This is a genomic window from Mycobacterium sp. NTMscope_Eco_3, assembly GCF_976985685.1.
Map to the genome: position 1 here is coordinate 1365497 of NZ_CDRJYZ010000001.1, position 19936 is coordinate 1385432.

Annotated in this window: 17 protein-coding genes and 3 pseudogenes; 9 read left to right on the forward strand and 11 right to left on the reverse strand. The window is 67.4% G+C overall.

The features are described 5' to 3' along the window. The first annotated feature begins 202 nt into the window (after positions 1–202). From AC0KTM_RS06345 to AC0KTM_RS06360, 4 genes are all read left to right on the forward strand, one after another. Positions 203–556: a hypothetical protein gene (locus AC0KTM_RS06345; RefSeq protein WP_225329667.1), complete on the forward strand. Its 354-nt coding sequence runs from the start codon at positions 203–205 to the stop codon at positions 554–556. Positions 557–743: 187 nt separating this feature from the next. Further along, complete coding sequence (locus AC0KTM_RS06350) at positions 744–1403, forward strand: TetR/AcrR family transcriptional regulator (protein ID WP_225329668.1); 660 nt, start codon at positions 744–746, stop codon at positions 1401–1403. Beyond that, positions 1400–2338 (forward strand): alpha/beta fold hydrolase, encoded by a 939-nt coding sequence (locus AC0KTM_RS06355; protein ID WP_225329669.1) that lies wholly within the window; start codon positions 1400–1402, stop codon positions 2336–2338. Before AC0KTM_RS06350 ends, AC0KTM_RS06355 begins: the two co-directional genes overlap by 4 nt. Then, positions 2335–3723: a carbon-nitrogen hydrolase family protein gene (locus AC0KTM_RS06360; protein WP_238957631.1), complete on the forward strand. Its 1389-nt coding sequence runs from the start codon at positions 2335–2337 to the stop codon at positions 3721–3723. The genes AC0KTM_RS06355 and AC0KTM_RS06360 overlap by 4 nt, the downstream gene beginning before the upstream one ends. Here AC0KTM_RS06360 and AC0KTM_RS06365 read toward each other — a convergent pair. Together AC0KTM_RS06365 and AC0KTM_RS06370 are read right to left on the reverse strand one after the other, a co-directional pair. Continuing rightward, the gene (locus tag AC0KTM_RS06365; RefSeq protein WP_225329671.1) at positions 3720–5030 is read right to left on the reverse strand and encodes a hypothetical protein; all 1311 of its coding nucleotides are present in this window, start codon (positions 5028–5030) and stop codon (positions 3720–3722) included. The two genes, AC0KTM_RS06360 and AC0KTM_RS06365, sit on opposite strands and share 4 nt — an antisense overlap. Then, on the reverse strand, positions 5027–6910 hold the full coding sequence (locus AC0KTM_RS06370; RefSeq protein ID WP_238957633.1) for a N,N-dimethylformamidase beta subunit family domain-containing protein: 1884 nt from the start codon (positions 6908–6910) through the stop codon (positions 5027–5029). Before AC0KTM_RS06370 ends, AC0KTM_RS06365 begins: the two co-directional genes overlap by 4 nt. A 177-nt stretch (positions 6911–7087) precedes the next feature. Between AC0KTM_RS06370 and AC0KTM_RS06375 the strand changes: the two genes are divergently transcribed. Next, a complete protein-coding gene (locus AC0KTM_RS06375) occupies positions 7088–8461 on the forward strand; it encodes an FAD-binding protein (RefSeq protein ID WP_472415198.1) in 1374 nt (457 codons plus the stop codon). A 45-nt stretch (positions 8462–8506) separates the two neighbouring features. Here the strand turns inward: AC0KTM_RS06375 and AC0KTM_RS06380 are convergent, their stop codons facing one another. Then, entirely contained in the window at positions 8507–9769 is a 1263-nt protein-coding gene (locus tag AC0KTM_RS06380) for a DegT/DnrJ/EryC1/StrS aminotransferase family protein (protein ID WP_472415200.1), read from the reverse strand. A 324-nt stretch (positions 9770–10093) separates the two neighbouring features. Between AC0KTM_RS06380 and AC0KTM_RS06385 the strand changes: the two genes are divergently transcribed. After that, entirely contained in the window at positions 10094–10381 is a 288-nt protein-coding gene (locus AC0KTM_RS06385) for a hypothetical protein (protein WP_225329675.1), read from the forward strand. 125 nt (positions 10382–10506) lie between these two features. After that, positions 10507–11380: pseudogene (locus AC0KTM_RS06390) on the forward strand (phosphopantetheine-binding protein); the annotation flags it as partial. A gap of 376 nt (positions 11381–11756) precedes the next feature. Here the strand turns inward: AC0KTM_RS06390 and AC0KTM_RS06395 are convergent. The 6 genes and pseudogenes from AC0KTM_RS06395 to AC0KTM_RS06420 all read right to left on the reverse strand — a co-directional run bounded on the left by AC0KTM_RS06395 (position 11757) and on the right by AC0KTM_RS06420 (position 16700). Further along, entirely contained in the window at positions 11757–12164 is a 408-nt protein-coding gene (locus tag AC0KTM_RS06395; RefSeq protein ID WP_472408503.1) for a hypothetical protein, read from the reverse strand. Then, entirely contained in the window at positions 12161–13462 is a 1302-nt protein-coding gene (locus AC0KTM_RS06400) for a threonine synthase (protein ID WP_308011591.1), read from the reverse strand. Before AC0KTM_RS06400 ends, AC0KTM_RS06395 begins: the two co-directional genes overlap by 4 nt. A 188-nt stretch (positions 13463–13650) precedes the next feature. Then, positions 13651–13975: pseudogene (locus tag AC0KTM_RS06405) on the reverse strand (integrase core domain-containing protein); the annotation flags it as partial. A 129-nt stretch (positions 13976–14104) separates the two neighbouring features. Then, positions 14105–15553: a group II intron reverse transcriptase/maturase gene (gene ltrA / locus AC0KTM_RS06410; protein WP_007168383.1), complete on the reverse strand. Its 1449-nt coding sequence runs from the start codon at positions 15551–15553 to the stop codon at positions 14105–14107. Positions 15554–16082: 529 nt separating this feature from the next. Continuing rightward, a complete protein-coding gene (locus tag AC0KTM_RS06415; RefSeq protein ID WP_238957637.1) occupies positions 16083–16316 on the reverse strand; it encodes a hypothetical protein in 234 nt (77 codons plus the stop codon). Between the two features lie 66 nt (positions 16317–16382). Then, entirely contained in the window at positions 16383–16700 is a 318-nt protein-coding gene (locus AC0KTM_RS06420; RefSeq protein WP_225329927.1) for a transposase, read from the reverse strand. A 93-nt stretch (positions 16701–16793) separates the two neighbouring features. On the opposite strand from AC0KTM_RS06420, the gene AC0KTM_RS06425 reads away from it, so the two are divergent. Next, complete coding sequence (locus tag AC0KTM_RS06425) at positions 16794–16988, forward strand: hypothetical protein (RefSeq protein WP_225329928.1); 195 nt, start codon at positions 16794–16796, stop codon at positions 16986–16988. Here the strand turns inward: AC0KTM_RS06425 and AC0KTM_RS06430 are convergent. Beyond that, entirely contained in the window at positions 16960–18069 is a 1110-nt protein-coding gene (locus AC0KTM_RS06430; protein ID WP_374109751.1) for a PLP-dependent cysteine synthase family protein, read from the reverse strand. The genes AC0KTM_RS06425 and AC0KTM_RS06430 overlap by 29 nt on opposite strands. Positions 18070–18174: 105 nt before the next feature. Beyond that, complete coding sequence (gene lpqS, locus AC0KTM_RS06435; protein ID WP_472415202.1) at positions 18175–18645, reverse strand: putative copper homeostasis (lipo)protein LpqS; 471 nt, start codon at positions 18643–18645, stop codon at positions 18175–18177. A 615-nt stretch (positions 18646–19260) separates the two neighbouring features. On the opposite strand from lpqS, the pseudogene AC0KTM_RS06440 reads away from it, so the two are divergent. Continuing rightward, positions 19261–19656, forward strand: a pseudogene (locus AC0KTM_RS06440) (response regulator transcription factor); the annotation flags it as partial. Positions 19657–19936 lie beyond the last annotated feature (280 nt).

Here is a 19936-nt window from a genome sequence, read left to right on the forward strand (position 1 = left end):
CGTGGTCGGTCGCGCGACGGCCACCTGCCAGGTGTCTGAGGCGATTCCTCCGACAACCGGGGTGAAGGACATCGGCTCGACAAGAAACCACACCAGCCGCATATCGCACGCTCATCGGTTCTTCACATCCCCGGCATACGTTGAAGTCGATCCGAACCCCGGATCGCACGCCGAATGGAATCTGTGGAAAAGGAATTCAACCATGACCATCTCAATGCGTCGCGTCGCGCCGTTGTTTGCTGCTGCCACCGCCACCGCAATCTTGGGAATCGGCATCGCCACCGCCTCCTCCGCGGCCGCCGAACCCAGTGGCTCCGGCTCGGGCGGCGTCTCCGGCGGGTCGGCTGGCGGGGTGCAAACCCCGTTTGGTGGGGGAAACTTCGGGTCCAACACCTCTGGTGGAGTGCAAATCCCGGGCCTGCAACACCCGTTCGGCGGGGGGAGTGTTGCCGGCGGGTCGAGCACCTCTGGCGGCGTGCAAACCCCGCTTGGCGGGGGAAACATCGGATCGGGTACCTCGGGCAACGTCGGAGTGGGACATCCCCGCCATCGATGAAGTCGTTAACGCATACGTTGCTGCCCAGGCGACTGTTACCTCAAGTAGCCGGACAGAACCGTACGAATTGATGACCGTCCGCGGGTTGAAGAACCGTGGGCGGTCATCGATGCGCCGGCTAGAACCGCCTCGCCGCCGCCGATCAGATATTGCAATGGGATTCTAATATTGCTATGTTGTTACAACTATGCAGACAGGGACGGCTGCCGAGACCCGCCAAAACCGGCGCAAGGCCCGCACCGCGGGCGCGATTCTCGGCGCCGCCGAACGCCTCTTTTTGACCCACGGTTACCGCGCGACCACCGTCGAGCAGCTCGCCGAGGAAGCCGACGTCGCGATCGGATCGCTGTACGGGCACTTCGGCGGCAAGGAAGGCATCTATGCCGCCTTGATCGAGCGTGCGCTGGAGCTTGACCAGCGCTACTGCGACCAGGGGTGGGCCAGCGGCGGTGAGGACCCGATTGGTCGCCTGGTCGGGCTCGCCGACGGGTACTTGCGGTTCGCGAGCGAGAACCCCGGCTACTTCCGCATCTTTCGTTTTCCGCCTCCGGATGCGCCGACCGACGGGCCGGTCGTCGTCGCCGCCGAGCGGGTGACCCAGCGCATCCGGTCCGAGACCGAGCGGATGGCCGGGGCGATTGCCGAGGCCATCGAGGCCCGCGTCATGCGTGACGTCGATCCGCGACGCGCGGCGGCGTTCCTCTGGGCGGCGTGGGATGGGGTGATTGCGGCCCACCTGCTTCCCGGCAACATGGGGTTCACCGAATCGGAGTTCGAGCAAGTGGTCTCGCTCGGTCGCCAGGTCCTCACCCTCGGCCTGCTGGAACCGCGGGGCGGTGCCGAATGATCGAGCGCGTCCCGGTCGACGGCGGCTACGCCAGGCCCGCGGAGCCGGCCTGGCGGCGCACCGACTGGTCGGCGCGTGAACACGACGCCGTTGTCGGCGGCCGCCGGCTTCGTTACCTCGACACCGGCCACGGCGACCGTGCGTTCGTCCTCGTGCACGGGATGGGCGGTCGCTGGCAGCATTGGCTCGAGGCGATCCCGACGCTCGCCAAGCAGGGTCGAGTGCTCGCCCTGGACCTACCGGGTTTCGGCCGAAGCGAATCGCCCGCCGCGGGCACATCCCTCGACGGGTTTGCCGCCGCCGCGGCTGAGCTCGTCACCAGCCTCGGCATCGAGCGCGTCGTGTTCGTCGGCCACTCGATGGGCGGCCCGATCGCGCTGCGCTTCGCCGCGCGTCATCCGGAGCTGGCCGACGGGATCGTGCTCGTCGCCGGAGCAGTGTTGCAGTTCAGTGACGTGCTCGGCCTGCGCGGGATGCCCAGGTTCGTTCGCGAGCGCCCGCGGGAGACTGCGGCAATCGCGATGGAAATCGCGACGGCGGGGCTGCCCGCACCGGCACCGCTGCGCCGCCTCGTCGTGCGATCGCAAGCGCTGCGTCGCGTATTCTTGTCGCCTTACGTCCTCGACCCACCGGCCCTGCCCGCCGACACCGCCGCGCTGATCGTCGATGGCGCCGGTGCCCGGGGTGTCTTTCCGACCGTGCGGGCGATCGGGCGCTCAAACCCCCGCCAGGGGTTGGCCGACGTGCGCTGCCCGATCCTTTCGCTAGCCGCCGAGCACGACCGGATCGCCCCACTCGGCGATACCGAGTTGCTCGACGCCGAGCTATCAGGCGTTCGGACCGTTGTATTGGAGGGTTGCGGTCACATGCCGATGCTGGAACGCCCGACGGCGTTCAACGCCCAGGTCGTTCGGTTCGCGGAGGAGTTGGGATGACCGGGGATCTGCGCGTCGCGGCCGTCCAGCTCGAGCCCGTCGTGGGCGATGTCGAGGCGAACCTCGACCGGGCAGAGCGGCTCGCCCGGCGCGCCGCCGACGAGGGAGCCGAGGTGATCGTTCTGCCCGAGTTCTTCACCACCGGCATGGCCTTCCTGGCGCAGGTGGGCGGCGGCGCGCTGCCCGAGGACGGCGCGGCCACCGAGATGCTCACCCGGGTCGCGTCCGACAAGCGGGTCATGGTTGGCGGCTCCTTCCTGTGCCGCGGGTCCGACGGCGACGTCCGCAACGCCTTCCTGCTCGCCGGCCCTGACGGGCTCATCGGCCGTCACGACAAGGATCTGCCGACCATGTGGGAGAACTACTTCTACGCCGGTGGCGACGACCCGGGCGTGATCGAGGCGCCGGGTGGCCTGCGGATTGGCGTCGCCCTCTGTTGGGAGTTGATGCGCGCCCAGACCGTGCACCGGCTCCGCGGTCGCGTCGACCTTGTCCTCGCCGGGTCCGGGTGGTGGAGCGTCCCCCAGTGGCGGCCTCGCGCGGTGCTCCGTCGGTGGGAAGCGGCCAACCGGGAGCGGGCGCGGCGCAGCGTGCTCGACTTCGCCGCGCTCGTCGGGGCCCCGGTGGTACATGCCTCGCTGTGCGGGCCGATCACCTGCCCGCTACCCGGGATGCCGGGACGCTACCGCGGCGAATACGAAGGCCCCAGCGTGATCTGCGACCGCGACGGCGAGGTGCTCGCCGAGAGGCCGGCTCAGTCCGGCCCCGGGGTGACGGCCGCCACGGTGCCCACCGGCGCCGCCAACCCCTCGCGGGATCCAGCCCCGGGCTTCTGGCTTCGCCCGCGAGGCCCGCTGCCCGCGTTCGCCTGGGCCTATCAGGGCTGGCTCGGTCGACGCGCCTACCGCCAGTGGCTTGGGAGTCCCCCAGCGGGCAACGGGCCCGCAGACGATTCGGAGGTGGAGCGCATGACCCGCGCGAGAACGAACGAGACGCTCGTGCTGTCCGGCCTGGTCGAGCTCGCAGCCGGGGCGGTGACGGGATGGCCCTACGCGCTCGCGATCGCCGATGCCGAGCGTGCGCGTCGGATCGGGATTCGCTCGACGCCGCGCCTGCGCCAGTGGCATCTCGACCTGATCGCGCTCGGTGCACTCTCCCTGCTGGTCGGCGCCGCGGTGCCCGAGCTGCCGCGCCGCGTCGCCTGGCCGCTGGCCGCCGGATGCTGGACTAATGCGAATGCTTTCGGCTTGCTCGCCTTCCGCCCCGAGGCCGCCGAGACCCCCGCCTACCGCATCGCGGTGGCGGCGTCGTTCACCACCGTCAGCTGGGGCTTCGTGTCGCTCGCCGCGCTCGCCCTTCGACGCCGCTGGCGGATGGATCGCTAGAGCGGCTCGCTCACCAAGTCCTGCACTGCCATCAACCGGTCGAGCAGGCCGGGCGCCCGCCGGATTCGGACAGACAGGGCGGCCGACCCGTTCTCGACCCAGAGCGACTCCAGGGTCAGACCCAGGGCGGCCAGGCAGTCCTCGATCATCTCGGGGTCGTGCGGGAAGTAGCGCAGCGTGGTGGTCAGGGCGGCACTGATCTCGGCAAGCACAGCCTCCTTGTCCCGGCCACGCAGCGTCGAAAGACGGACCGGTTCGATCGAGTCGGGTGGCGCTACGCGCACCGGATCGACCCGGGATGCCCGGAAGCGGCAGGCGCGCCACTGGCCGACGGTCGGCACGCCGTGGGCGAGATAGGCGGGCAGCGCACGGCGGGCGCTGATATGCACGGACCGGCGCCACAGGTCGATCAGGACGTTCTCGCACGCGGGATCGAAGTCCCAGGTGGCAGTGATCGCATCCGCGCCGCCGAGGCCGTGCACATCGCGCACCAGGTTGGTGATCTCGTTGAGCGGCGCGAACCCGCCGGCCTCGCGCACCGTCGCGGCCCGCACGGCCAGGTTGCAGCTCAGCGCGATCGCTTCGGCGTGCTCACCGAACTCCGCGTGGGCGGCCCGGGACGAAGTGCCGGGTTGGCGCAGCCGGCGCAGAGATCTGGCCGCCAGCAATGCGCGGAAGGCATCGGCGGCAAAGAAGGCCGGCAGCATGGCGGCCGGGGTGGATTGCGGGCTGTCGAACAATACCGGGCCGAGCGCCAGCCGGGCCTTACCGGTCACCACCCGCAGCAACCCGGCCAGCGTTCCGGCCGGCAGCCGCACGATGTCGTCGTCGGCCACTACGCAGCGGGTGACTTCTGGATCGCACTGCTGTGCGTCTAGCACCGCGTCCAGCATCAACTGACGCAACACCCCGAGACGGGTGCGTTGCGCTAACGCCACGTCGGCGACGGCGAACCGCACTGCGTCGCAGCCCAGCGCCTCGCCCAGCTGGCGCGCACGGGTGGCGGTGTCATCCGCCGGCCGGGTTTGCGGCCGGTTCACCAGCAGCACCACCGAGATCGGCACCGACGCCCGCTGCCTGGACAGCTCCCGCATGGTGTGGGTGAGCACCCGGACGCTCTGCCCGCCGAAACCGACGGTCGGAATCAGCACCGGCAGCGCGGGGCCGGCCGGCAGCTGAGCGGCCAGCTGCTCACGCACGGTGTTCAGCAATGTCTGATAGGTCGCGTCGCGCTGCACCGCGGCTGACCGCCAGCTGGCCGCCGGGCCGGGTATCGGCGTCGTGTCGATGTCCCAGAGCGCGCTCATTGGTCCTCCCCCTGCCCAACCGGTGCATCCGCCTCGGCAATTGCTGCGGCCCGCTCGGCGATGGTGCTCGCTAGTTTAGCCAGCTTCCGGAAACCCTGCATGGACAGCGGTTTGCGCAGCCCGTCGCGCAGGGGGTCCCACTCCGGGTCGCCGAAGGGACGGTTGCCGGGCCCGATCTCGGCGACCGGATCCAGCGCGGGCACCGCCTGGATCACCAGGTCGCGAAGCCGGCAGAGCAGATCGATCTGGGTGAACTGGGTGCGCGACAGAATGGGTGCGGTGGTCCACCCGAAGCACTCCTGACCATCGCCCTCGGTCACAGTGGCCGTCACGGTGAGCAGGTCCGGCGTCTCGGGAACCCGGATCTCGCAGGTGTGCCGTCCGGGCACCGGCTCGGCCGCGCCGTCGCCCACCGCGACCGTCCAACTGAACCGCGCGGTCTCCGCGACCGGGCGGTCGACATCGACCAGGAAGGTCGCAACCTCACCGGCGACCAGCAGCCAGCGGCGGTGACGGACCGGGAACGGCCCCAGCACGCGGACACCGTGCCGGGCGAGGCGCCCGATGACGTTGCGGGTGACCCCGGCCACCACCGGGTCGTCGCCGCGGGCCAGCACCCGGGGCCAGTCGGTGGTGCCGCACGTGAAGACCGTTCCGGTGTCGGTGTAGGCGCCGAGCACGGCGTTCGCGGCCGGTCCCGCCGGCCGGTCCTGCCATCCCTTTCCCAGGCGCGCCACCCCCAGCACCGCGAAGTCCGCCGGTGTCCCGTCGGTTCCGGCGGCCCGCAGCCGCCCGGCGGGGCCGGGCTCGACCACCGCACCGTCACACTCGTAGCCCACCAGGTGCTCGCCGGCGCCGAAGACGTCACCCGAGTGCAGGCCCAGTCCCTGGTAGACCCAGTGGCCGGCGTGCTGGACGGTGTACCCCAGCGGCTCCCGTTCGCCGTCCCACCAGCCGCCGCCCTGCCGGTAGCTGACTCCCGTGAGCCCGTTCTCTGGCCGGCTGCGCCACCAGTTGCCGCCCGACGGGTGGCTGGCCGGCGGATGCACGCAGGTCAGATCGCCGGCCGCGTCCAGGTCGATGCGCCACCAGGCGGTGTTGCCGCTGAAGAACGCGACATTCCCGCCGGCACGGACGAAAGCGTGCACCCCGTCACGCATCCGGGCACTCCAGTATTCGTCGTGCCCGACGCTGAGCAGCAGGCGGTACCCGATGAGGACGGCGGGATCGTGGTGCAGGTCGAAGTCGGTGCAGTAGTCGACCTCGATGCCCTCACGTTCCAGCCACGAGATCATCGGAGCGTCCCAGTGCGCGAATCCCTCCCGCGGGGTGGCGGTGTCGTAGACGTCGACGTCCTGGGGGAATGAGAGGGCCCCTCCGGTGCCGCCGCCGGGCCGGCGTGTGGTCAGCCGAGTGGTGGCGATCGAGGGTACGAACGAGGCCGTGTGGTACATGCTGCCGCCACCGGAGAAGTTGTAGGCGTGGTAGGTGGCCAGCGAAAGCTTGTACAGCACAGCGGCGTGTTTCCCGGTTGCCGCGGGCCGCACCACGAACAACGCCTGACCCGACCGGGCGTCGACGTCGGGCAGCCAGCCGGGCACATCGGCGTCCGATTCGTCGTCCAGGATGACCGCCAGATAGGCGCCGGACCGCCAGTCAGCGGGGACGTCGAACGTTTCCGGCGGCCATCCCCAGTCCCGATCGGGCAGACCGGCGGGCAGCAGGTGGCCCCGCCGCCAGGAACTGCTCCCCATCGGCGTGATGTCGCGGCCCACTCGGTAGAAGCCGACGCGGTAGCGCTCAGCGGGCGTGGACACGTGCAGCACCAGCCGCCCACCGGCCGGCACGCTCACGCTCGACGGATACGCCAGGGCGGTCACCCGCGCACGGCCTTCGTGTGCGCCGCGCGGTTCGCCTGAACAGGGCCTGATCCCGTTCGTGTCGACATGATCCTCCCGTCCCGGTCCAGCTAGCGACATGGTAGGCAGGTGCCGGGTGAAATGCCGGGGCGGCGTGATCTGGCATTAGCCGGCCAGGACGGGAAGTGGAGGCGTGGAGTGGGTGTCACGGCCGATGTCGTGGTCGTCGGCGCGGGCTTGAGCGGCCTCGAAGTCGCCCGCCTGCTGGCCGCCGACGGTCTCCGGGACGTCCTGGTGCTGGACTCGGGAGGGGTGGGCACCGGATTCGGGCCGGCCACCCCAGCAGTGCGGTGGCACAGTTCACTGCCGCCGCACTACCAGGTTGTGCGGCGTTCCGACCAGGTCGGCGGGCGGTCGCTGCGCTGGCACGGCGTGGTCATCCGGATGGACGACTGGGCGCTGGCCGATCTGTGCTGGCCAGAGCGCATTCGGGCGGCGCTACTCGAGTCGCTGTACGACGACGTCGAGCGCGATCTCATGGCCTGGGCTGGCGGCCCGCTGGCGCCGGCGCCGCCTGCTCGGCCGCCCGATCCAGTCTCGGCGGCGCTGGGCACGCTGCTTCGCCCGGTCCCGCAGGCGGTGCGGTCCGAGGGTGGCGTTCGGCGCGCATACACCCCGTTCGACCGCTGCGCTGGCGGGCGGGGGCCGCAGATCCGTGCCCGCTGTGAGGCGGTGGAGCTGGTGTCTGGTCGGGGGCGGGTCCGCGGGGTTCGGGTACGGCGTGCCGACGGCGCGGAGGAGGTGATCTCCGCCGGCGGGGTCGTGCTGGCCGCCGGGACGCTGGAGAACACCAGATTGGTGGCCCAACTTCCCGAGCTGGCCGGTCACGGCCCGGTGATCGGGCTCAATGATCACCTCGTGCGCGGTTTCGTGGTCCGGTTGCCAGCTGCGGCGCTCGGGGTATCCGGCTCGCTAGACGCCCTGTGGTACGCACCCGGTGATGCGACTGCCCGCTGCAACGTCTTCGTCCGCCTCAGGGACGCGCCCGACAGCCACCCGGAAGAGGTCCTGCTCGACGTGTGGGCGATGGGGGAGCAGGTGCGATCCGCGCACACCCGGGTGTCGTTCACGCCCATGGCCGGATCGCCGTGGCCGGGCCTGATCGAGCCCGGTTTCGCGCCGGACGACCTTGACGTGCTGGCCGCGCAGCGCGACCTGCTCGGTGGTGTGTGGACGAACGTCGCGGCGGGCGTCGGCCTTCGCGCTCCGGAGCTGCGGTTCGGCGATTTCCGCACCGCCCCCGAACCGTTCGACACGGCGATGATGCAGGTGACCGGACTGCCGGTCGGGGCACCGGCGACCTATGGGTGGCCACTGGGGTCCGTCGATCACGAGGCGGGGACGCTGCCGCTCGGCGGTGATCTCGTCGACGAGCACGGGCGGCTGCGCGCCGTGGACGGCGCCTACGTGGTCGGCCCGGCGTCCTTCCCTCGTTCCGGGGCGGCCAACCCCTCGCTCACCACGCTCGCTCTGGCCCACTGGACCGCGACCGGGCTGACGTCGACGTCCTGACCATGCGCCGGCACGCTGCAGGCCAGCCGGCGGTCAGTCAGCGGCTCACAGCTCGTCTGCGTGTGTGGCGACCTTGTGGAAGGCCGCCACAATCGCCGCTAGGCCGGCGGGCTCGGACAGTAGGGCGCGGTGGGGCAACAGGATCAGGTTCTCGTAGAGCGCCTCGGCCGCAGGGAAGCGTTGCTGCGCCGCCTCGCGCAGTCGGTCATGCAGCCACCGGTAGCGTTCCTTGGTCTGCGGGCAGTACAGGATGTTGTCGTGCAGCGGCCGATCCGAGCGGTACACGCGCAGGCCGAGTTCGGCCGCCAGCGCGGCGCACACCCGATCGGTCGGCGCGTCCGCGAAGGCGCCGGGGTCGCGGCGCACGGTGTAGGCGAAGATGCTTGGCAGCTCCAGCTGGGCTGGCCGGGCCATGGGCCGCACGCCCGGCACCCCGGCGAGTTCGCTGTCGAGCAGCTCGGCCGCCCGGGCCCGCTGCCGCAACTGCTGGGGCAACCGTTCGAGCTGGTCGAGCAGCAGCGCCGCAGGCAGCTCGGCCAGGCAGTGGTTGGTGCCCATCACCTCGCCCGCCTCGACCAGGTAGGGATAGCCGATGTCCGGCTCGGCGGCGGGATAACGCCGGGCATCCGCCCGTAATTGTTGGAGCCGGTCGTAGAGCGCCGGGTCCTTGGTGACGACGGCGCCGCCCTCACCGCAGGTGAGCACCTTTCCCTGCTGCATGCTGAAAGCCCCCACCGCGCCCAGCGAGCCGGCCGGCCGGCCTCCCCAGCGGGCGCCGTGCGCCTGCGCGCAGTCCTCGACTACTGGCAGCCCGTGCGCGGCCGCCAGGGCGCCGATCGCGTCCATATCGGCCATTCGACAGTGCAGGTGCACGACGGTGACCGCGCGGGTTCGCTCGGTCACCGCGGCCGACAGGGCCCGGGGATCCATACATCCGGTTTGCGGGTCGACATCGACGAACACCGGGACCGCGTTGACATTGAGCACCGCCGTCGCCGTGGCCACCCAGGTCAGCACCGGGACAATCACCTCGTCCCCGGCTCCCACCCCGAGCGCCTCCAATGCGATCATCAGACTGCTCGAACCGTGGTCGGTGCTCACGCAATACGGCACCTCGACGAATTCGGCGAACCCACGGGCGAACACCTGCTCGTAGGGCTGCGCGCCGGTCCAGCCGCTGCTGACCGTCCACCGGCCGCTGCCCAGCGCGGCGACGACCCGTTCGGATGTGCGCGCGTCATGCTGCGGCCACGCCGGCCAACCGTCTTGCCACAGCGGCGAGCCCCCGGCGATCGCGAGCGTGGCCATTCACGTTCTCCTCGTCTTGGCGGGCACCGCTGGGTTACCCAATGCACCGAGCCAGTCCCGGCGTACTTAACGCGAGATTACGTTCCCGGGACGTCTTGAGTGCCTGACGAAAACGGGCTTGCCGCCGTGCGGGCCCTAATGACAGCTGCGGTCGAGTCCTCCGACGAGAATCGGTCCTTTCATACGACTTCACCGACACAAAACTGTCGCGGTGCACCCATGATCCAGCGGGCGGTAGGTGGCCGACCATCCGCCCCCACGAACCGTTTCTGACGATCATGTGTTGCCTAAGGGGAAGGAATTTTCGTCGCACGATTCCTCGCATTGCGCATTTACCGCCCAGGGCTGGGCATGGGCATGTTCGGCATCGGGGACATGCTCGGCATCGATGGCATTGGCGACATCGACGGCATGCCAGGCGTATTCGGCATGTTTCCCATCGGCATCTTCATGCCGTCCATCATTTTCTTCATGTCCTCTCTCATGGCGGCACAACACGGCATGTCTCCATTCATGGAGCCACAACAGTTAGGGTGCGCGAACAGAAGGTATAGACCCGCGACGATCACGAAGATGCCGACCGCGATGCCGGTAATGGCAACGGCTGGGTAGAGCCAGCGAGTCCACCGGGGGTGGTGGCGGCCGGAGGGGTGGGGGGTTGTGTCGGTCATTGCTTCCCTACCTTTCTGGGTGTTCCAGGCCGAACCGTACACACTCTTGTTTTCGGTGTGTGGGCAATCAAGGTCGGGGGTCGGCGCATCGAGCTTGGCGAGGTGGATTCCGCGCTGGTGAATCTGCTCGGCGTCAGCGCCGCAGCTGCCGCCGTGCGGCGCACGCCCGGCGCCGGCGAGCTTGCTGGTCGGCTACATCGTGAGCATCGATCCATCGTTCGATGTGGCGGCCGCACGGACGGCGCTGGAGCAAACGCTGCCCGCGGCGCTGGTGCCGCGGCTGGTGCTCGTTGAGCAGTTGCCCGCCCGCATGTCGGGCAAAGTGAACCAGGACGCGCTGCCGTGGCCGGTTGGCGAAATGGCGAATGAATCGCCAAACCTCGGGGACACGATGGGCTGGCTGGCCGGGCCGTGGCGCCAGGTATTGGGCGCTGCCATCGACGGGCCGGACGCCGATTTCTTCGCGCTGGGTGGCGAATCGCTGTCGGCGGCTCAGCTGGTGGAAGCGCTGCGCCACCGCTATCCGCAGATGACGATAGCCGAGCTCCACGACCATCCCCGGCTGTCGTCGTTGGCCCGTTTTATCGATGAGTTCGATCCGCCGGTCCGCGTCGCGCCGCACGGGGTGCGCCCGACGCCCGTGGTGGACACAGGCCGCGCAGGTGCTGCTGTCGCTACCGCTGCCGACCCTGACGGCATGCAGTGGGGTGAGGTGGCTGGCGCTGGCAACACTGTCGCCGGCCCGCTGCGGCTGCTGTCATGGCCGGTGACGGTCGACGGGTGGTGGATCATCGCCGGATTTCTGTTGTTCATCACCCCGGCGGGGCGCATAGCCATCGCGGTCTTCGGAGCGCGGCTGCTGCTATCACGCTTGCAGCAGGGCACCTACCGGCGCGGGGGCTCCGAGCACCTGCGGGTCGCTGCAGCTGAAAGCGCTGCGGTCCCTCGTCGAGACCTGCCAGCTGATCCCGTTGATGGTGATGATTGCCATCGGCGTCGCCGTCGTGGACGCATTGCGTTGGCTGGCAAGCGAATTCGGCTACGGCTGGGCTGCGCTGGGCAGCGGTGTCGTGCTGCTGGCGGCCGGCGCGATCGCCGGCGCTGCCACGATACTGGCGAAATGGTTGTCGGTCGGCCGCATCCGGGTGACCGAGCGGCCGCTGTGGTCGTCGTTCGTGTGGCGCAACGAGGTGTCTGAAGCCTTCGTGCAGACGGTGGCGGCCCCTGGTTCGCGCGGGGGCCCGCGGCACGCCGGTGTTGAACCTGTGGTTGCGCGCGCTGGGCAGCGGCGCCAGCGTCAACCGCGGCTGCGTGGTTCAGACGCATTTGTTCCACGACCGGATCATGCGCACCGGCACGGTGGTCCTGGAATCCGGAGCTACGCCGGGCCCGCATAGTGTGGCGCTGCCGACGGCCCGGCCGGGTACCGGCGCCACCGTCGGACCGGCGTCGCTGGTGATGCGCGGCGAGCACGTGCCGTCGTCGACCTGCTGGCAGGGAAATCCCATCGCGCCGTGGGTGTTCCGCAAGAAACGCCTGGGCCGGGCGGTCGGCGGCCAACCGAGAACATCGCCGCGTGAGGAATCCTGCCGAGGCGGCCGGAAAAGTGCGCGCGCTGGCGCCGCCATGATCGACCCGGAGCTGAGTCGCGCTACGAACTTCCACATGGAATACAACGTCGCAAGCAACCGGCTGTCGGGTGGGGCCACGATCACCGCGGTCACCGGCACATGCCTTTCGGCAGCGCACCTTCGAGAGCTGTCAGGGTGGGTTCAAGCACCGGTAGATCCGGCAGGTGGCTCGCGGACGAGCCGGGGTCCTTCAACCCGGTCGACGTCGACAACACCACCACGCTCTCATCAGGATCGATCCACTTCCGCTCGGCAAGTTGTTGAGCTGCGAGCACCGCCAACACGGACGCCCCTTCTGCGTAAATGCCTTCGGTCGAGGCCAATTCGAGTTGCATGCGGGCGATCGCGTCATTGCTTGGTTCGGCGATTGCCGTCCCGTTGGTGGCTTTTATGGCGTCCAATCCCTGATAGGTGGCCCTTCGCGTCGCCACGGAAAACGCCATTGACGGCTGAGTGGCAACCGTTGGCTGCTCTCCTTCTTCGCAATGGAGCCCGCCGACGTAGGCGCCGAACGGGTCGACCGCGACCAACCTGGGCATGCGGCTGATAAGACCCAAACCGACGAGGTCGGAAAATCCCCGGCGAAGACCGGCCAACCCGTCACCGTGGGCGGTTGGCACCACGACAACGTCGGGCGTTTCGCCGAGTTGGCGCCACAGCTCGAAGGCGATCGTCTTGTACCCCTGAATGCCAAACGGATTGGAGCCGATCTGGGGAGTTACAAGCCCGGATACCGGCATCCAGCCGAACGCCTCGACCGCCGCCCGCAGCACCGACCACCGGTCCGGGCCGTTGTCGTAAGCGACGACGCAGGCGCCGTAGGCCTGCATCAGAATCCTGATCTCGCGCGGCACTGAAGACACGGTGAGCACCACGCAGCCAAGCCCCGCGGCGGCGGCGTAGGCGGCGACCGCTGCGCCGTGGTTGCCGGTCGAGGAGACGACGACGGTTGAAGCTCCAAAGGCCGCCGCCTTCGTGACGGCGACCGCTGCGAGCCTGTCCTTGTATGACCATGTCGGATTGCGCGCCTCGTCTTTGAGCATGAGTCTGCGCAAGCCCAGTCGTGTCCCCATCCGACGCAACGAAACCAGAGGCGTCCCACCTTCGCCCAGGCTCACCGGGACGTCGTCGGGCGCCAACGGCAGCAATCCGCGAAAGCCGAAAATGCCCGGCTGGGACGCCTGCCACGGCAAGGGACCCGGCGCCAACGCGTATGCAGGGGCCAGATTGACTCCGATGCCGTGGCGGGCGCAGGCCGGGCATCCCAACGATGCTTGGTCTTCTGTTGCTTGCACTTCGCACCGGGGACAACGGAGAAACCCAAGATAGCGTGCGTTCATAGTGTTACGACGGCGAATTCCCGATCGAGCATGGTTAGAGGTCTGACCCATCTTCGGTGACCACCCCAGGCATTTTCCGGTCGACCACCGCGGTGGATTCGGTGAAAGTGCGGTGATCCGGGCTTACGTGGCATGTACTTCCCGATCGAGGCAACCATGACACGTAACTGTACGACTGGGCTTGACCCCGTTTGGTGGACATAGGGTCAGGCGGCCTGTGCCGTCTGAGTGAATGTGTTTTCGTATTCGACCGGGCTGATCATGCCGATAGCCGAATGTCGTCTGCGCCGGTTGTAGACCCGCTCGATCCAGTCGCCGACAACGAGCTTAGCCGCCGCCCGGTTGGGCACAAGTACCGGTCATAGAACTCGACTTTCAATGTGGCCCATAATGATTCGGATGCAGCGTTATCCCAACACACCCCGGTACGGCCGACCGAGCGGGCCACGTTGTGTGCCGGTCAGCGAAGCGTGCGAGCTGCGCGCAGGTGTACCAAGAGCCGAGGTCGGCATGCTCGCCGCGCATTGCCACCGCCATCGCGACCGCGGACTCCACGAGATCGGTACGCACGTGGTCCCAGATAGGTGTAGGGGTCGGACCGGGGCGCGGTGTCGGCATTTCTACCGATCCGTTTCCCCGGCCCGCCCTCCGAACCCGCCGAGCGAATTTCTCCGCAACGGGCTCTCCACGGATTCAGGCCACTGGTGCAGTGATGTCCGTCGGCCTCGCTGTCCAAGGGGTGATGATTTTCGTGCCCCGGTAGCGGTATCGGGTGACCTCTACCTTCTGCGGCCGAAACATCGCCGTCTTGCCTTCGCGGATTTGCCAATTGGGCAGGAACCGTCGATGGAAGACGCCCCACGCCAGCCCGTGGTGCCGTTTGCGCATCCAAGTCACCACCCGCCACCATGTGAAGTGGTCGAGGTAGTCGAAGGTGCGTTTGGACACCCCGTGCTGGAAGTAATTGCACCATCCCCGCAGGACGGGGTTGAGTTGGCGCAGCAGATCAGCGAGCGTTCGATGTTTGTGTCGCCGCGTCAGATTCCTGACTTTGTCGGTGATGGACATAAGTGCCTTCTTCGACGGCCAGGTGTAGACGTAGTGCTTGGTCGTGCCCCTTTTGATCTGCCGTTGGATGCGGAAGCCGAGGAACTCGAACCCCTCGTCGACGTGGCAGATCCTGCTCTTCTCGACCGACAGGCGCAGGCCCATCGGCGCGAGCACTGCTGCGATCTCGTCCCAAAGCGCTTCGGCATCAGCGCGAGTGCCGTGGACCATGACACAGAAATCGTCTGCGTAGCGGACGATTTTCATGGTCGGAACTCCGGCGCGTCGATGCTTGGCACGTGTCCATTCCGGGCCGAGCGCCTTCCACTTCGCGGCGAAGTGCTCGTCGAGAACGGACAGGGCGACATTGCTGAGCAGTGGTGAGAGGATTCCGCCTTGCGGAGTGCCGGTGATGGTGTCCCGGTAGCCGAGATCTTTCGAGAGAATCCCGGCTTTGAGGAACGACTTCACCAGGGCCAGAACGCGTTTGTCCCCGACACGTCGCCGCACCCGGCCCATAAGGGCCGAATGCGAGATTTCATCGAAGCACGCCGTGATGTCTCCCTCGAAAACCCAGTGATAGGCCCGTGAGCCGCTGGCGAGGTGATGGATCTCAGCGATGGCGTCCTGGGCTCGCCTGCCCGGCCGGAACCCATATGCGCACGGATGAAAGTCCGCCTCGAAAATGGGCTCCAGCACCAGCTTCAGCGAAGCTTGCACGACCCGGTCGGCGACGGTCGCGATACCCAGGCGGCGGAGCTTGCCGTTCGCCTTCGGGATCATCACCTCCCGCACCGGATCCGGCCGGAATATCCGCTCCTTGAGTTCCTCGCGGAGCCGCTGAAGCAGTCCGACCGCCTCTGCCGCACCGACAGACCGCGGTGCGGTCCCATCGGCACCGGCTGAGCGCGCACCCTTGTTCGTCCGCACCCGCTCCCACGCGAGGGTGAGGAATGCGGGGTCATAAACGAGGTTGTACAAATCATCGAAACAGCGGTCGCTTTCATCAACCGCCCAATGGTGCAGTTTGCGTTGCATCCTGCGTACCCGCAGCTCGGCCGTGTCCGGGTCGGGCCACAAAGCACTCGTATTCACAAGTGACCTCCACAGTCTGCGTACTCGCCGCGAACCCGCTGGAGCCCTTTGCCATGCGACCGGCTTTCCCGGCCTCGGACTACTACGGCTCCTCCGCCCCACCACACCGGCATCAGCCGACGACTGCCTACCCCTCCAGCCCGGCTGGCTGCCGGATCTGACCGGGGACCGGCGCGGTGGTTCCCGTGTTCACTGTCAACCGTTTGACGGGTGAGGTGTCCAGCTATGCCCCTGCGACCTCGTCACGGCTACGCCGCAGTCCTTCACCGTGACCTCCCGAACCGGCGACATCAACCGGCCCACGAGTTCCCCGCCCTCAGGGCGGGTGCGCGTCGCTGCCCAGCCCGCATCCGCCAGGTTGGAGCTGGTGGTCTTCTCTTAAGAGGCGTTCAGCCGCTGGTTCCTCGCGTACACCTTCCCGTCTCGCTAGCCGGACCCGACCCGTCTGGCAGTACCAGGCCGTCCCGGCGTTGTCGGGGCTGCTTCCCACCCTCACCAAAGTCTCTTTAGATCAGGCTGCCCCCAGCTTCTACCGGGCCACTGCGATGGCTCGGCGACGGTGGTCTCTCACCTCCGTTCGGTTGAACAGCGCCTCACGGCGCTCGATGTCTGAGGTCCACACCCGGTCCAGCTCCCCAGTGTCGAACCGGCGTCCCACCAGGTCCCTGGGAACCGGGGCATCCAGATCAACCACGGTTGTGGCCGGCGCAAAGGTACGCGGGCTGATCCCGACCAGGTGCTGGCGGCGCAGTGACGCCGCCACCGTCTTACGCGACTCACCGTCCTCCCGCAGATCGGCCAGGATCCGGGGCGCCCACCCGGTAGGCCTCTACCGGTTCTGTTCGGAGACAAAGAAGGCCGCGGCCCTTTTCAAAAATGCACGGTCCAAACGTAATTCAGCGTTTTCCCGCTCTGCGCGCTCATCAGCATCCAAAACCGCGTCAGTATCGCCAGCTGCGGCCGCCTCTCGTGCGAGGCGCACCCAACGACCCAACACCTGTTCGCCGACACCGATCTCGGCGGCAACATGCGCCACCGGTCGGCCGGTCTCGATCACCAGGCGGGCAGCCTGCTCCCGGAACTCCGGGGTGTGCTTCTTACGTTGCCCGACATACGGACAACCTTCCCGCAGGACCAGCAGTCCCACCAGTTAGGTGTCCACCTTCAGGGGTCAACACCACCCCCGAACCACTCACCCAAAGCGGGTGATACACCTACACGCTGCGGTCACCTTATTTTCATGTCAGAAGGCGGCCTCGTATTCCTCGGGCGAAACCTAGTCGAGCTTGCTGTAACGCCGGTGTTGAACCAATCGACCCACTCCATCGTCGCGTTGATGCCGAACTGGTTGATCATCAACATCCGGCTCGGCGGATCAAAGCTGCGGGACTGGCCGATGAAGCCCATCAACGCTTTCCGGCGGCCGGGTCGATGACGACGGGGCAGCGGGTCCAGGACTGCACGACGCGTTCGGTGGGGTGCCTGATGACCGCCGGTTCGCGCGGCGCCTCGACGTCGAGCAGAGCGTGCTCGCGGCAGTAATCATCGTTATAAATGGTGTCGAAGTAGCGTTGCGGCCCGTCCGGGAATACCGCGGCGATGGTGGTATCGCGCGGGTGTGTTCGGACGGCCCAGCCCGCGACAAGTGCGACCGCGCCCACACTCCAGCCGCCGCTGACGTATTGGGTCGAAGCCAGGGTACGACATGCCCATACCGCCTCTGCAGGGGCAACCCAGTGTGCTTCGTTGAAGGCTGGATAGTCCACGTTGCCGGGATAAATGCTTGACCCGAGGCCGCGCATCAGTCGGGGGGCGGCTGGTTGCCCGAAGATGGTGGAGCCGATGGTATCCACGCCGATCAGCTTCAGGTCAGGGTTGTATTCGCGCAGCACCCGCGCCACCCCCGCCGAATGTCCACCGGTTCCCACCGAGCACACCAGTACGTCAATATTTCCAAGTTGGGAAATCAACTCTAAGGCCAGCGGTCGGTAAGCGTCCACGTTGTCGGGGTTGTTGTACTGGTCGGGATACCAGGTATGCGGATCTTCGGCCAACAGCTCGGCGACCCTGTCCTTGCGCGCCTGCTGCCACCCACCGACCGGATCAGGCTCGGCGACCAGATCGAGGTGGGCGCCGTAGGCAGTGAGCATGCGCTCGATGATCGGCTCCATGCCGGGATCGGTGACCACGGTGACCGGATGCCCGTACACGGTCCCGGCCAGCGCCAAACCCAAGCCCATGGTGCCGCTGGTGGATTCGACGATTCGCGCACCGGGCAGCAGGTCTCCGCGCGCCCGAGCTTGTTCCACCATGTGCACCGCGGGGCGGTCCTTCATACCACCGGGATTAAGTCCCTCGAGCTTGGCCCAGAAGCCGCGGTCCGGTTCACTGAACGGCGCGGACACCCGCAACACCGGCGTGGTGCCGACAATCGTGTTCGCCCGTCCCTGCGTGCCCAACGCAACGGGCTGAGATGCTATAGGTCGGTTGTTCTCAGGAGATAAGGCAGAATTCATGTGATCGTCGCTTCTGCGTGAAAGCCGCGGCACTGCGCGGCAGCCGACAATGACAGCAGTCACCAACCGTGATGGCAGCAGAGCCACCGGTCTGACGATGACCGGTCAGCGACGAGTGATGCACAACCGGGACAAAATCTGTTTGCCGGTCAACGAAGCCGCGAGCCGACCGGCCGACGGCCGCATCATTGGCGACAGCATGGCCGCCAGCCACCCGACAATGGCGATGCCCGCCATGGCGATGAAATCGGAACCGGCCCGCGGCGCGATTTGCGGTAAGACCGCGGCAGCAGACATGTCCGACGAACAGATGGATTCATGCTGAACATGGTCGTGACTGGCGAGCGCGAAAACACGATCCGCAGATGCCGATACCGAGCGATGTGAATGGACCGGGGAGACTTCACAGCAGGGCAGCGCGACTCTGGCGCCCAAGACGAGTAGCACCGCCGCGACGAACACCAGAACGGTGGACCTCAGGCGAAAACTCGTCGGGGTGCCGCTGAAACTTACAATGACCCGACTGTAACAGCACCGCGACGCAAAAAAGCGGAACCGCGCACCTGACCTGTGCACTACGAACCAGCAACTTACAAAGTCCTACTTGTTGCGAAAGAACGCACGGCTTGACGGAGTGGTTTGAACCGACTTCGGCCGCGTCGGTCGGGGCGTCATCGAGGCGAGCGCTGAGAGTGCGCGCCGCCAAGCATCCTTGCGCAGGGGGCGCAAGTCGATAAGCGCGACCAGGATATTGGATCCTTTATGGCCGAGGCTCAGCGGCAACCGCACGTGCCCGTCGGGTCCCTAATGATCAGCGCGGCGATGACCCTAACCGCGATCAGCAAAGTCAGCGTAGGATTCCGCGGGCGCGGCGCGCCGGCGCGATGATGTGGTGATAAGGGTGGCGAGATCACCGCGCATCACTGATACCAACCTTCCCTCAGAGTATTGCGCGAGTCATTCTCACCGGTGAGGAGAAACCGGAGCCGCAGCGGTCAGGGCGGTGAGAGCCCGCGCGGCAGAAGCAGGCTCAGTAAGAATTCGGTCATGACAATCCGAGGACACCGACAGGTTCCCGGTCGAAGGGGACGATCGCCGCGACACCAGCGCAGAACGCGCGGTCGATTCCCTCGACATCGCTCATGCGCCGGAAAACTGATACAGCATGATCGCGGCAGGCATGATGGACGGATGGAAACAGTGCCGCAGACTTCAGTGACCGGCGCAGGCCATCGGGCATTGGTGGTCGACAACGAAGTTTCGCTGGCGGGAGTGGTCGCCAGTTATCTCGAGCATGAGCAGTTCGAAGTGTGTATCGCTCACGACGGGTCCGATGCGCTCACTTTGGCCCGTGCGTTTCACCCTGATGTCGTTGTCCTTGATCTGGGCTTGCCGGGGATGGACGGCATTGAAACCTGCCGCCAGCTGCGCAACTTCTCCGATGCCTATGTTGTGATGTTGACTGCCCGCGGCACCGAGGCGGACACGCTGATCGGATTGTCGGTCGGCGCCGACGACTATGTGACCAAGCCCTTCAGGCCCCGCGAACTCGTCGCCCGCATCCTCGCGATGCTGCGCCGACCGCGCACTATGCAGCCAGGGAGCGGGGACGTCGGCACCGAGGCCACAGCCGACTAGTAGGCGGTCATTTCGGTGCGTCGCCTTCGTGCACTTCTTGCCTGGACGCAACTTGACTCCTGTGGAATGGCGAAAGGCCTAGACTGCGACCCAGAAGGGCAGTCGACCGAGTCACCTCTCACATCACGACAAAGGGTTTGCCCCGGGTAGACCCTGGGGAGGAAAGATCACCTCGTCCAGACCGGCTCGGCAAGGTCCTTCGCACACAGTCGAGCGAACACGGCGACGA

Excerpts from the sequence above, each read along its gene's own strand:
- AC0KTM_RS06345 (WP_225329667.1), top strand. The coding sequence starts at position 203 with ATGACCATCTCAATGCGTCGCGTCGCGCCGTTGTTTGCTGCTGCCACC.
- AC0KTM_RS06350 (WP_225329668.1), top strand. The coding sequence starts at position 744 with ATGCAGACAGGGACGGCTGCCGAGACCCGCCAAAACCGGCGCAAGGCC.
- AC0KTM_RS06355 (WP_225329669.1), top strand. The coding sequence starts at position 1,400 with ATGATCGAGCGCGTCCCGGTCGACGGCGGCTACGCCAGGCCCGCGGAG.
- AC0KTM_RS06360 (WP_238957631.1), top strand. The coding sequence starts at position 2,335 with ATGACCGGGGATCTGCGCGTCGCGGCCGTCCAGCTCGAGCCCGTCGTG.
- AC0KTM_RS06365 (WP_225329671.1), bottom strand. The coding sequence starts at position 5,030 with ATGAGCGCGCTCTGGGACATCGACACGACGCCGATACCCGGCCCGGCG.
- AC0KTM_RS06380 (WP_472415200.1), bottom strand. The coding sequence starts at position 9,769 with ATGGCCACGCTCGCGATCGCCGGGGGCTCGCCGCTGTGGCAAGACGGT.
- AC0KTM_RS06400 (WP_308011591.1), bottom strand. The coding sequence starts at position 13,462 with ATGGGTCAGACCTCTAACCATGCTCGATCGGGAATTCGCCGTCGTAAC.
- AC0KTM_RS06425 (WP_225329928.1), top strand. The coding sequence starts at position 16,794 with ATGTCAGAAGGCGGCCTCGTATTCCTCGGGCGAAACCTAGTCGAGCTT.
- AC0KTM_RS06430 (WP_374109751.1), bottom strand. The coding sequence starts at position 18,069 with ATGAATTCTGCCTTATCTCCTGAGAACAACCGACCTATAGCATCTCAG.